The sequence below is a fragment of the Nocardiopsis sp. MT53 genome, assembly GCF_019598965.1.
Classification (GTDB): Bacteria; Actinomycetota; Actinomycetes; order Streptosporangiales; family Streptosporangiaceae; genus Nocardiopsis; species Nocardiopsis changdeensis.
The window spans coordinates 2,176,685-2,189,652 of record NZ_CP080599.1 but is presented as its reverse complement, the minus strand read 5'-3'; the positions used below and the strand labels follow the sequence as shown (position 1 = coordinate 2,189,652).

Below are 12,968 nucleotides of genomic sequence, written 5' to 3'. Positions count from 1 at the left end.
CCGGGGCCGGGGGAGCCGTCAACGGTGCCGGTGCGCCGTCCCGGGCCTATTCGGGGGCCTCCTGGAAGGCGCGGACCTCGATGCGCGCCTTCAGGGCGGTGGCGCACTTCTCGGCCCAGCCGAGCGCCGCCTCCTCGTCCTGGACGTCGATGATCCAGAACCCGCCGACGTACTCGGCGGCCTCGACGAACGGACCGGGCGTGCGCTTGACCTCGGCCCCGGTGCCGTCCACGGTGACCGCGGTCGAGGGCGGGTGGAGGCCGCCGGCGTGGACGAGGGCGCCCGACTCCTGGAGCTCGGTGTTGAGGGCGTTGGCCGCGGCCATCACGGCCTCCAGCTCGGCCGGGTCCATCTCCTGCATCGACTCCATGGTCGGCTCGTCGGCGCTGTCGTGCGGCATCGTGAGGAAGTACTGCGGCATGATCGGCTCTCTTTCCTTCGGGCGGCCGGCCGGGTCGGGACCCGGTCGCGGATCCGTGGGTCCGGCCTCCTGTTGACCCCCACCCTCCACCGAAAGGCATGACGCCCGCCACAGTTTTGATGGGAATCGAAAGACCCGCACCAGGAGACGGCGGAGCCGGGCCAGGGGGAGCCGGGCGGGGAACGGCGGGTGCTCCGGCCGGGTCCTGCCGCGATCCCCCGGGAACGCGAAGCGGGGACCCCCGAAGGAGTCCCCGCCCGTTACTTCCGACCTGCTGTTGTCCGCTGTGGAGCCAAGGGGAGTCGAACCCCTGACCTCCGGTATGCAAAACCGGCGCTCTGCCAGCTGAGCTATGGCCCCTCGCACCCCGGCACCAGGCCCGGTCGCTACGCAGAGCATACCCTCACCAGGGCGTGGCCCCGTTCACGACCGCGGGGCCGTGGAGTCAGGGATCGAACGCCACAAAGCCGTGGGCCGCACCACGGGAACGCCGGCCCACCCACGTCTTCGTGCCGCGCACTGGCATCGGACGGCGCGCGCCGCGCCGAACCGGCTCAGTTCTCGCCGGCCGCCGTGGCCTCGGTCCACAGGTCGAGCTCGGCACGGTCCGCCTGGATCTTGCGGTAGATGGCGAAAGCCCCGAGGGCCACCAGCGCCAGAACGATGATCTTCTTCACTGTCTGGACCCTTTCGTTGATCCGGTTCGTCATGGAAGACCCCCGTCGGGGGGCTCCGTAGAGAACTTTATGAGGTTGTCACCTAGCAGACTAGCAAGCCGTCAGGTGAGGAGCGCCATCCGCCGCAGGATCCCGGTCGTGGCCTTGGGAGGCAGGGCGATCCGGGTCAGTTCCGCCCAGACCTTCTTGCAGGTGGCGACCGATTCGTCCGCCTCCACGATCGTTCCTCCCTGGGTGGCGTCGACGTACGCGAGGTCCGCCTCGTCCTCGTCGAACTCCAGCACGGAGAAGGGCCCGGCGATCCCCGGGTGCGGCCCCGCCGAGGTCGGCAGCAGCTGCACGGTGACCCGCTCGGAGGCCGACTCGACGATCCGGGTGGCCTGCGCCCGCAGCAGCCCGCGGTCGCCCGAGATCCGCTGGAGGGCGTCCTCCTCCACGATCGCGTGGTAGTGCACCTGCTCCAGGAGCTCCTGGCGCTTGAGGTAGGCGGCGACCATCCGCTCCACCGCCGCGTCCCCGTACCCGAGGGCGCGGCCCACCAGCGCCGTGTAGTCCGGGGTCTGCAGCAGGTCCGGCACGAGGATCCCGCCGTACACCCGCAGCGCGACCGCCCCGGCCTCGTTGCCGACGTAGGCGGAGGAGAGGACGTCCTCGTACTCGGTCCACCAGGGCCGCATCCGCGACTCGCGCACCAGCGTCAGGATCGCCTCCCGCTGCCCGCCGGTGACCCCGTACAACCGCAGCAGCGCGGAGATCTCCATGACCGACGGCCACTTGCGGATCCCCGTTTCGATATGGCCCAGCTTCGCCGGCGACCATTCCAGTTCTTCGGCGACATCGCTGAGGGTCAGACCCGCTTGAACACGACGGCGGCGGAGCTCGGCGGACAACCGCCGACGGCGGACCGTGGGACTGGTCATGGCACCGTTCCAATGACGGAGAGTGTCGAAGGTATGTGACCAGCGAAACACGGCATCTAGCATCTAGCAATGAGTTTCTAGAAAAGAGCGGCTGATTCGATGCATTAAGAGGGAAAGTCGCTCACCACCAACAGTGACGAGAGTCCTGAACGGGGGAACAAGGTGTACAAGAGGAACAACAGTCCCAACGTCACCACGGGCCACAACTACGGAAAGCGCGTACGATGCAGAGGGTGCCCGCCCCGGCGGGCTCGCCCGCACACGTAGAGGAAACCCATGAGCCACCCCATCGACGACGTCGAGCAGTTGATCGCGAACGCCGAAGCGGACATGCCGCCGAGCACCCGCTCCCGCCTCATCGCGAAACTCCGGATGGGGAAGCACATCGACGAGGCGGCCGCGGAGCTGGACATCAGCCCCAAGCAGGTGTTCTCCACCGCGAGGATCCTCCAGCCGTTCGGGGAGCAGCTCGACTCCACCCTCACCGCCCAGCGCGACCCGTCCCTTCCGCACGGCACCGTCACCGGGTACAACAAGCGCTGCCGCTGCCCGGAATGCAGGAGCGCCCTCCAGCGGCGTATCTGAGTCGGCTCCAGGTCGACCTGGAACGATGCGGAGTTAACCCAGACTTCTCACATCAATTCACGTACCGCAGGCTTATCGGTGGCCAGTTTGGGGACACCGCAAGCATGAACGAGCACGTGGACTGGTCCGCCATGAGCGACGACGACTTCGTTGCGCTGCTCCGGCAGCTCATCGACACCCCCGAGGCCGACGAGGACTGACCCTCCGGCAGGACGGCCGGCGGGCCGGATTCCGGACCGCGGCCGCACACCTTTCATACCCCGACACCCCACGCGGGTCCCTCGACCGCCACCCGCCCCATCGGAGTGCCCGCGGTCCCGGGGGGACGGCCCGTTCCGCGGGCTGCCCGGGGGTGGGGGAGTGACGGGGTTGGGCCGGGCCGGGGCTGCTCCGGTTTCGCTCAAGTGCTCGTGTACGCCCTTCCAGCGTTGTGTGGGGTGAAGGCACGCCTGCCGGGGCTTGTAGACGCGGGGAGAGGGAGAATCGGCTCCTTCGGCCCCAGGGGGTGGAGGCCGTAGGTGGCCCCCACCCCGGCCCGAGGGTCGTTCACCCGCTTGGAGCCCTCAGTCCCCGCCGGAGGGCGTCGCTGGGCCTTCGCCGCAGAGGGTGAGGGCCGTGGGTGACCTGCCGCCTGTCGTTCGGGGGTGTCGCCCTGTCTTTCAACGTTGTGGTGGGTGGCGGGTGTGTCTGTTGGGGGCCGAGCCACGGTCGGAGGGCGGATCATCTCCTTCGACGCCGAGGGGTGGGGGTGGGCGTTCCCGCCGTCCCGGACACGTGGGGGTGGGGGCCGCAGGTGGCCTCCCACCCCGAGGGGCTGCTCACCCACTTGGAGCCCTCAGCCCCCGCCGGAGAGCGTCGCGGGGCCTCCACCCCAGGGGGTGAAGCCTGCGGGTGACTTCCCGCCCGGGCCCCAGGGGTGCCCCTATGCCCTTTCAACGTTGTGGTGGGTGACGGGCGGGTCTGTCGGGGGCCGAGGCACGGCCGGAAGGTGGATCATCTCCTTCGACCCCCGGGGGGGTGGGGGTGGGCGTGCCCTCCGTCCCGGATACATGGGGGTGGGGCCGCGCGTGCCTGCGGGCCCCGGGCCCAGGGGGTTGCCCTCCCGGCTGGGGCCCTCAGCCACAGCCGGGAGGTGAACCGCTACCTCCGCTCCAGGGGGTGAAGGCCGCGGGTGGCTTTCCCGCCCCAGCCCGAGGGGGTTTCCCGACTAACTGGGATCCTCAGCCACCGCCGGAAGGCGAACCGCCTCCTGCGCCGCAGGGGGTTTCCCACCTAACCGGGGCCCTTGGCCACAGCTGGAGGGCATCGCTGGGCCCCCGCCGCAGGGGGTGAAGGCCGCGGGAGGCTTCCCGCCCCGACCCCAGGGGGTTGGCGCACCCAACCGGGGCCTTCGCCACAGCCGGAGGGTGGACCGCTTCCTGCGCTCCAGGGGGTTTCTCACCCGATTGGAAACCTCCGCCCCAGCCGTGTCAGGCCAGTGGGGTCCCCGACCCCAGGGGGTCTTCGCCGAGGTAGTTGTAGGTTTCCAAAAGGCCGGCCGCTTGGGAACGGCGGTCCGCACCGGGTGGGCCCGGCCCCGGCCGCAGTCGGCGCCCGGCAGACCGCCGGGGGAATCGTTGGGCGCGCGTGGTGGGTGGTGGGGGTGTGACTGCCGGAGCCGGGTGCACCCGGAGCGCGCACACCCGCACCGCCTGGAAAGTGGAGGGCGCAAAGCAAACGGGCGGATGCTCCACGCTGGCGCAAACTCCCGCGGATGACCGCGGTACCGGTCAGTGCCGGGGGTGAAAGCCGCACGCACCCGCGACATCAGCCAGAGGGGGGTTGGGGAGGAAGAACCGCGACCCCCGCCCCAGGGGGGTGTTGCTGGAGGTGTTCGCCAGCCTGTGCCACAGGGGGTGTTGCTGCACGTTCCCGCGACCTCGGCCCCGGACCGGGCACCAGACCGCGACCTCTACCCCAGGGGGTGTGGGTAGGAGAGACCGCGACCCCCGTCCCAGGGGGTGAAAGCGGTACGTTCTCGCGGCCCCGGCCACAGCCCGGGCACAGGACCGCGCACCTCCGCCCCCGGGGTGAAGGCCGTACATACCCACAGTCCCAAGCCACAGGGGGTGTGGGAAGGAAAAACCGCGACCCCGACTCCAGGGGGTTTCGCCGCACGCACCCGCGGCCTCAACCACAGGCCGGAAACAGAACCGCGGCCCCAACCCCACCAGGTGCATGCCGCAAACACCTTTTCCCGTGCCGTGGATCGGGGCCGACGGCCGGGTGCGGGTCTCACCCCCATGGCGGAGGCTGCCGGTCGCTCCTTCCCACACCCCCTGGGGCCGGGGTCCCGGTCATGCCTCCCTGAACCCCCTGCGGCGGAGGCCGCGGTTCTTCCTCCCCAACCCCCCTCTGGCTGATGCCGCGAGCACCCACAGCTCTCACCCCCTGAGGCTGAGGTGCGCGGTCCTGTGCCCGGTCTGGGGCTGAGGTCGTGGGTGCGTGCGGGTTTCACCCCCGCTCCCGTCCGTACCGCGGTCACGTGCGGGAGTAGGCGGCTGCGTGGAGCGCCCGCACCGCCGCCGGCGCCCCCAACCTTTCCAGGCGGTGCGGGTGTGCGCGCTCCGGGTGCACCCGGCTCCGGCAGTCACACCCCCACCACCCCGGACGGGAGCCCAACGCACCCGCCTGGCGGTCTGCCGTGCGCCGACTGCGGCCGGGGCCGGGCCCACCCGGCGCGGACCGCCCTTCCCAAGCGGCCGGCCTTTTGGAAACCTACAACTACCTCGGCGAAGACCCCCTGGGGTCGGGGGCTCCACTGGCCTGACACGGCTGTGGCGGAGGTCCCGGTCGGGTGGGAAACCCCCTGCGGCGGAGGAGGTGCGATGCCCTCCGGCTGGGGCCAGCCACCCAAGTCGGGTGGGAAACCCCCTGGAGCGCAGGAAGCGGTCCACCCTCCGGCTGTGGCGAAGGCCCCGGTTGGGTGCGCCAACCCCCTGGGGTCGGGGCGGGAAGCCTCCCGCGGCCTTCACCCCCTGCGGCGGGGGCCCAGCGATGCCCTCCGGGCACAAAAAAAGGGGGGCCGCCCCCGAAAGGGCGCCCCCCCACAAATACCCGCACCCCGAAAACAGGGAAAGCCCCCACCCGAAGGCAGGGGCTCTCGACCCGAAGAAAACCGTGGCGGCAACCTACTCTCCCACCCCACCACAGGGCAGTACCATCAGCGCAAGGAGACTTAACGACCGGGTTCGGAAAGTAACCGGGTGTGACCCTCCCACCATAACCACCACGGAAACCCACACCGCAACCCCGACCACGTCGGGGAACGGAAGCTTCCACAGTTATGTGAACATGTATGCGCGAGCACCCAATTATCTGCAGCGGACAAGCCCTCGGCCTATTAGTACCGGTCAGCTCCACCCCTCACAGGGCTTCCACACCCGGCCTATCAACCCCATCGTCTCTAGGGAGCCTTACCCTCTCAAAGGAGGCAGGAGACCTCATCTCGAAGCAAGCTTCCCGCTTAGATGCTTTCAGCGGTTATCCCTCCCGAACGTAGCCAACCAGCCATGCCCTTGGCAGGACAACTGGCACACCAGAGGTTCGTCCGTCCCGGTCCTCTCGTACTAGGGACAGCCCTTCTCAAGTCTCCAACGCGCACAGCGGATAGGGACCGAACTGTCTCACGACGTTCTAAACCCAGCTCGCGTGCCGCTTTAATGGGCGAACAGCCCAACCCTTGGGACCAACTCCAGCCCCAGGATGCGACGAGCCGACATCGAGGTGCCAAACCATCCCGTCGATATGGACTCTTGGGGAAGATCAGCCTGTTATCCCCGGGGTACCTTTTAGCCGTTGAGCGACACCGCTTCCACACGCCGGTGCCGGATCACTAGTCCCAGCTTTCGCTCCTGCTCGACACGTCCGTCTCACAGTCAAGCTCCCTTGTGCACTTACACTCAACACCTGATTACCAACCAGGCTGAGGGAACCTTTGGGCGCCTCCGTTACTCTTTGGGAGGCAACCGCCCCAGTTAAACTACCCACCAGACACTGTCCCCGAACCGGATCACGGCCCAAGGTTAGATGCCCGAAACAGTCAGAGTGGTATTTCACCAACGCCTCCACCACCACTAGCGTGGCAGTTTCACCGGCTCCCACCTATCCTACACAAACCATCCCAAACACCAATGTCAAGCTATAGTGAAGGTCCCGGGGTCTTTCCGTCCTGCTGCGCGAAACGAGCATCTTTACTCGTAGTGCAATTTCACCGGGCCCATGGTTGAGACAGTGGGGAAGTCGTTACGCCATTCGTGCAGGTCGGAACTTACCCGACAAGGAATTTCGCTACCTTAGGATGGTTATAGTTACCACCGCCGTTTACTGGCGCTTGGATTCCCAGCTTCACAGGGCGAACCCCGTTAACCGGTCCTCTTAACGTTCCAGCACCGGGCAGGCGTCAGTCCGTATACAGCGTCTTACGACTTCGCACGGACCTGTGTTTTTAATAAACAGTCGCTTCCCCCCGCTATCTGCGACCCCACCCAGCTCCAGCCGCAAGGGCTCTCACCAGACAGGGCTCCCCTTCTCCCAAAGTTACGGGGACAATTTGCCGAGTTCCTTAACCATGGTTCACCCGAACGCCTCGGTATTCTCTACCTGACCACCTGCGTCGGTTTAGGGTACTGGCCGCTCACGAACTCGCTAGAGGCTTTTCTCGACAGCATGGGATCACTCACTTCGCCAAAAACGGCTCCGCATCACGTCTCAACCTTCATGGGGGGCGGATTTGCCAACCCCCCGGCCTACACGCTTACCCCCGGACAACCACCGCCGGGTAGAGCTACCCTCCTGCGTCACCCCATCACTTACCTACTACAAGCTCGGATCCCAGACCAGCACAGCAACCCGTCCCGAAGGACAGAAAGCTAAGCCAGCGTGGTTAGCATCACCTGATTCGATACTGGGCGCTCGTGCACGGGTACGGGAATATCAACCCGTTATCCATCGACTACGCCTGTCGGCCTCGCCTTAGGTCCAGACTCACCCTGGGCGGATTAACCTGCCCCAGGAACCCTTAGTCAATCGGCGGCAACGTTTCTCACGTTGCTTTCGCTACTCATGCCTGCATTCTCACTCGCACGCCCTCCACCACACGATCACTCGGCGGCTTCACCGAACGCACGACGCTCCCCTACCAACCCGAGAACAAGTCTCAGGCTTCACAGCTTCGGCGGTGTGCTTAAGCCCCGCTACATTATCGGCGCAGAACCACTTGACCAGTGAGCTATTACGCACTCTTTAAAGGATGGCTGCTTCTAAGCCAACCTCCTGGTTGTCTCAGCAACTCCACAACCTTTCCCACTTAGCACACGCTTAGGGGCCTTAGCTGATGATCTGGGCTGTTTCCCTCTCGACTACGAAGCTTATCCCCCGCAGTCTCACTGCCACGCTTCACTTCACCGGCATTCGGAGTTTGTCTGACGTCAGTAACCTTGTCGGGCCCATCAGCCAAACAGTAGCTCTACCTCCGGCAAGAAACACGCAACGCTGCACCTAAATGCATTTCGGGGAGAACCAGCTATCACGGAGTTTGATTGGCCTTTCACCCCTACCCACACCTCATCCCCCAGGTTTTCAACCCTGGTGGGTTCGGGCCTCCACGAGGTCTTACCCCCGCTTCACCCTGGACATGGGTAGATCACTCCGCTTCGGGTCCACAGCATGCGACTCAAACGCCCTATTCAGACTCGGTTTCCCTACGGCTACCCCACCCGGGTTAACCTCGCCACACACCATGACTCGCAGGCTCATTCTTCAAAAGGCACGCCATCACCAGATACAAGACCCAGCTCTGACGGCTTGACAGCACACGGTTTCAGGTACTATTTCACGACCCCTCACCGGGGCACTTTTCACCTTTCCCTCACGGTACTAGTGCACTATCGGTCACCAGGACGTATTTTGGCTTAGCAGGTGGTCCTGCCAGATTCACACGGAATTCCTCGGGCTCCGCGCTACTCGGGGACAGCGTCAACGCCTAGACTCTTCCTTCACCTACGGGACTCTCACCCACTCCGGTACCGCTTCCCAACGGATTCAGCTAGAAGAACCATCAACGCTCCGGGCCGGCAGACCCGAACAGACACGCCCCACAACCCCGCACACGCAACGACTGCCGTCTATCACACGCGCACGGTTTAGCCTCTTCCCCGTTCGCTCACCACTACTAGGAGAATCACTGTTGTTTACTCTTCCTACGGGTACTGAGATGTTTCACTTCCCCGCGTCACCACCAACCGCCCTATACATTCAGGCGGCGGCAACCCGACACAACTCGGGCTGGGTTCCCCCATTCGGACACCCACGGATCACAGCTCGGTTGACAGCTCCCCGTGGCCTATCGCGGCCTCCCACGTCCTTCATCGGCGCCTGGTGCCAAGGCATCCACCGTATGCCACTATCACTTGGCCACTACAGATAACAAGATGCTCGCGCACACTATTCACAAATCAAAACACCAACCGCGTTCTCCGCTACCACTCAGACAAACCCCCGCCCCGCCTCCCTCAGGAGAGCAGGACACACAGGAGATTCTGAGAGTTCTCAGAGGCGGTCCGCGGGAACCAACCGACCCGCCGGCCCGAAACCGGACCAAGACGAGGGTTGCTTCCTCAGACACCCAACAGCGCGCCCCCCGAGGCTTCTAGGACCCCCGGAGGTGAAGTTCGATATGAATTTCTACAGCCATCCCGACCTCTCACCGGCCACCAGGGCCAGGAGCATCGGGTCCACTTTCGAGTCCGGCCAACCATCGGAAAAGTGTTGGCCTTGAAAGACTCCTTAGAAAGGAGGTGATCCAGCCGCACCTTCCGGTACGGCTACCTTGTTACGACTTCGTCCCAATCGCCAGCCCCACCTTCACTCACTCCCTCCCCGAAGGGTTAGGCCACAAGTTTCGGGTGTTGCCGACTTTCATGACGTGACGGGCGGTGTGTACAAGGCCCGGGAACGTATTCACCGCGGCGTTGCTGATCCGCGATTACTAGCGACTCCACCTTCATGGGGTCGAGTTGCAGACCCCAATCCGAACTGAGACCGGCTTTTAGGGATTCGCTCCACCTCACGGTATCGCACGCCCATTGTACCGGCCATTGTAGCATGTTTGCAGCCCAAGACATAAGGGGCATGATGACTTGACGTCGTCCCCACCTTCCTCCGAGTTGACCCCGGCAGTCTCCCATGAGTCCCCACCACTACGTGCTGGCAACATGGAACAAGGGTTGCGCTCGTTGCGGGACTTAACCCAACATCTCACGACACGAGCTGACGACAGCCATGCACCACCTGTCACCCGCCAACCAAATGACCCTGTATCTCTACAGGTCCACGGGTGATGTCAAACCTTGGTAAGGTTCTTCGCGTTGCGTCGAATTAAGCAACATGCTCCGCCGCTTGTGCGGGCCCCCGTCAATTCCTTTGAGTTTTAGCCTTGCGGCCGTACTCCCCAGGCGGGGCGCTTAATGCGTTAGCTACGGCGCGGAAACCGTGGAAAGTCCCCACACCTAGCGCCCAACGTTTACGGCATGGACTACCAGGGTATCTAATCCTGTTCGCTCCCCATGCTTTCGCTCCTCAGCGTCAGGTAAGGCCCAGAGACCCGCCTTCGCCACCGGTGTTCCTCCTGATATCTGCGCATTTCACCGCTACACCAGGAATTCCAGTCTCCCCTACCTACCTCTAGCATGCCCGTATCCACTGCAGAACCGGGGTTAAGCCCCGGTCTTTCACAGCAGACGCGACACGCCGCCTACGAGCTCTTTACGCCCAATAATTCCGGACAACGCTCGGACCCTACGTATTACCGCGGCTGCTGGCACGTAGTTAGCCGGTCCTTATTCCCCACCTACCGTCAACCCCACGAAAACGTGGGGCCTGCGTGAGTGGTAAAAGAGGTTTACAACCCGAAGGCCGTCATCCCCCACGCGGCGTCGCTGCGTCAGGCTTTCGCCCATTGCGCAATATTCCCCACTGCTGCCTCCCGCAGGAGTCTGGGCCGTGTCTCAGTCCCAGTGTGGCCGGTCGCCCTCTCAGGCCGGCTACCCGTAATCGCCTTGGTAGGCCGTTACCCCACCAACAAGCTGATAGGCCGCGAGCCCATCCCCGACCGAAAAACTTTCCACCCCCCACCATGCGGAGGAGGGTCGTATCCGGTATTAGACGGCGTTTCCACCGCTTATCCCGGAGTCAGGGGCAGGTTGCTCACGTGTTACTCACCCGTTCGCCGCTCGTGTACCCCGAAGGGCCTTACCGCTCGACTTGCATGTGTTAAGCACGCCGCCAGCGTTCGTCCTGAGCCAGGATCAAACTCTCCATAAAGGTCTTGCACCAAGCCGCGATGGGCTCGGAAACCTAGAAGAAATCCTGACCGAACCATCTCTGGCTCAATCAAAGGAACCTCGCACACTCGAATCTCACCGATTCTCGTGTGACGGGGCCAAAACAAACTTGGCTGTAAAAATCGAACACGCGCTGTTGAGTTCTCAAGAAGCAACCGCCCTTCCCGTACAAGCCCGGAACCTCAGGTCCCGTGTGCTCTTCCGTGGAAGGCGTCTGCGTTTCCGCTTTGTTGTGTCTTCACTTTATCAGTGTTCCCGTTCCCCGCCAAATCGGCGTTTTCCGGGTCCTTCTGATTTCGGTGAAGGCGTGTGCCTCTTTCGAGGCGACCCGACCGAGTTTACATGGTCGAAGCAGTGCTTCGAACCGCTCACTTCGGAAGGGAGTTCGTCGCTGATCCCGGTCCGGTTCCGAGTCGACATCCTGTGGAGCCGCTCGCCGTCCCGTTGGCGACTCGGAGAACACTACCCCCCTCCGGGGGCCGCGGCAAACCGAACCGCCTGTGTCGCCACTCACACGCCGCATCCCCCGTCCCGCAGCGCTTCCGGCTCCCTTCGGCGATCGGCCCGCCCGGGCCCCGCTCACCGGTGGACGGGGACCGCGCGGCGCTTCGCTCACCGGGGTGACAAAACGGCGCGCTCCTCCGGGCGGCCGGCACGGCCGGGCCGGGGCGGAGGCGGTGCACACGCTCTTCTTTTTCTCGGTCGCCGCACGTCAGAGCCTTTTCGTGAGCAATTGCGGGAATCGCCGGAAAGTTCCGGGACCACCCTTGAAATCACCCTGACCCCGTTCCATGATGTGCAGCATTACCGGCCCTTCATCCGGCCGGTGACCGTGTGCCGTGGTTCGGGGGAACGGCGGGCGCGACGCGGTCGCACGTGTTCGCATCCGTGCCCTGTGCGGGCGCACCCGGAAGGACGTTCATGGACCGCACATCCCCCGAAGAGGTCGGCGCCGACTCCCCCCGGAGCCACACCAGCTGGAAGCGCTTCGCGCTGTTCTGCGTCCCCGCGGGCGTCGCCGTCGGCGGGCTGCTGGTCGCCATGGCGCAGGGCGCCCTGGCCGCCTCGTTCTCCGTGTCCGGGCAGGAGTTCAAGATCTCCGCGGACAGCCTGCACGGCGAGGGCTTCGTCCAGTACGGCTGGCTCGACCAGACCGTCCGCAGGGAGGCCGTCCCCGTCGCGGTCGCCGGGATCCGGGAGGCCGAGATCGTCGGCCTGTGCCAGTCGGTGCTCACCGAGTTCCCCATCGTCGGCGCGATCTCGCTCCGGTTGACCGCCGGCGACCAGGGCTCGCCGGTGATCGCGGAGAACCTGGTCATCGACATGTCGCAGATGGGCGGCGACGCCGAGTTCGAGAACATCGAGATCGGCCGGGACGCCGGGACCCTCGACAAGGGCCCGCGGGGCGCCGCCGGGTTCAACGACCTGTTCGGCATGCAGTCGGACGTCATCGTGGTCGAGGACCTGGAGCAGACCGCCCGGGCCGCGACCGCGGGCACGTTCCGCCTCGCCGATCTGAACCTGGGCATCAGCCTCGGGGAGGACGAGTGCTTCTGAGCCGGTGGACGGCCTGGCGCAGGCGCCGCCCGTTCGCCGGAGGGCTCCTGATCATCGCCTCCGGGGTGGTCATGGCCTCGCTGGTCGCCATGCCGGTCGAACTGATGGTGCACACCGGCGTCGGGACCGTCTCCTCGGTGCTGTTCGGGGGCATGCTCGTCGTCCTGGGGCTGGTCACCTGGTTCACCCCCGCCCAGCACGTCATCACGGGTTCCCTCGCGGGGTTCCTCGGGCTGGGCGCGCTGGTCCTGTCCAACCTGGGCGGTCTGGTGGTGGGGACGCTGCTGGCGCTGGTCGGCGGCGGCCTGGCCTTCGCCTGGCGGCCCGTGGCGCGGCCGCCGCGGCGCGGGGCCCGGCGGGACCGGTCCGGGGCCTGAGACCACCGGGGCGGGCGCCGCCCGCCCCGGTCCGTCCGGAAAACCACGGC

Annotated in this window: 6 protein-coding genes, 1 tRNA gene and 3 rRNA genes; 3 read left to right on the top strand and 7 right to left on the bottom strand. The window is 65.4% G+C overall.

What is annotated here, in order from left to right:
* Nucleotides 1–46: 46 nt before the first annotated feature.
* The 4 genes from K1J57_RS09490 to K1J57_RS09475 all read right to left on the bottom strand — a co-directional run bounded on the left by K1J57_RS09490 (nt 47) and on the right by K1J57_RS09475 (nt 1,949).
* On the bottom strand, nt 47–421 hold the full coding sequence (locus K1J57_RS09490; RefSeq protein WP_220564071.1) for a YciI family protein: 375 nt from the start codon (nt 419–421) through the stop codon (nt 47–49).
* A gap of 287 nt (nt 422–708) precedes the next feature.
* A tRNA-Ala gene (locus K1J57_RS09485) sits at nt 709–781 on the bottom strand.
* A 194-nt stretch (nt 782–975) separates the two neighbouring features.
* The gene (locus tag K1J57_RS09480) at nt 976–1,098 is read right to left on the bottom strand and encodes a DLW-39 family protein (protein ID WP_218619584.1); all 123 of its coding nucleotides are present in this window, start codon (nt 1,096–1,098) and stop codon (nt 976–978) included.
* A gap of 101 nt (nt 1,099–1,199) precedes the next feature.
* Nucleotides 1,200–1,949: a helix-turn-helix transcriptional regulator gene (locus K1J57_RS09475; RefSeq protein WP_255647146.1), complete on the bottom strand. Its 750-nt coding sequence runs from the start codon at nt 1,947–1,949 to the stop codon at nt 1,200–1,202.
* A gap of 345 nt (nt 1,950–2,294) precedes the next feature.
* Here K1J57_RS09475 and K1J57_RS09470 point away from each other — a divergent pair, with 345 nt between their 5' ends.
* On the top strand, nt 2,295–2,603 hold the full coding sequence (locus K1J57_RS09470; protein ID WP_220564069.1) for a hypothetical protein: 309 nt from the start codon (nt 2,295–2,297) through the stop codon (nt 2,601–2,603).
* A 3,157-nt stretch (nt 2,604–5,760) separates the two neighbouring features.
* Here K1J57_RS09470 and rrf read toward each other — a convergent pair.
* The 3 genes from rrf to K1J57_RS09455 form a co-directional block, all read right to left on the bottom strand.
* Nucleotides 5,761–5,876, bottom strand: a 5S ribosomal RNA gene (gene rrf / locus K1J57_RS09465).
* A gap of 88 nt (nt 5,877–5,964) precedes the next feature.
* Nucleotides 5,965–9,059, bottom strand: a 23S ribosomal RNA gene (locus K1J57_RS09460).
* A 373-nt stretch (nt 9,060–9,432) separates the two neighbouring features.
* Nucleotides 9,433–10,964 (bottom strand): 16S ribosomal RNA (locus tag K1J57_RS09455).
* The 16S, 23S and 5S rRNA genes sit together here, the layout of an rRNA operon.
* 941 nt (nt 10,965–11,905) lie before the next feature.
* Between K1J57_RS09455 and K1J57_RS09450 the strand changes: the two genes are divergently transcribed.
* Complete coding sequence (locus K1J57_RS09450; protein ID WP_220564068.1) at nt 11,906–12,541, top strand: DUF6230 family protein; 636 nt, start codon at nt 11,906–11,908, stop codon at nt 12,539–12,541.
* Between the two features lie 50 nt (nt 12,542–12,591).
* Nucleotides 12,592–12,918 (top strand): DUF6114 domain-containing protein, encoded by a 327-nt coding sequence (locus tag K1J57_RS09445; protein ID WP_255647145.1) that lies wholly within the window; start codon nt 12,592–12,594, stop codon nt 12,916–12,918.
* Nucleotides 12,919–12,968 lie beyond the last annotated feature (50 nt).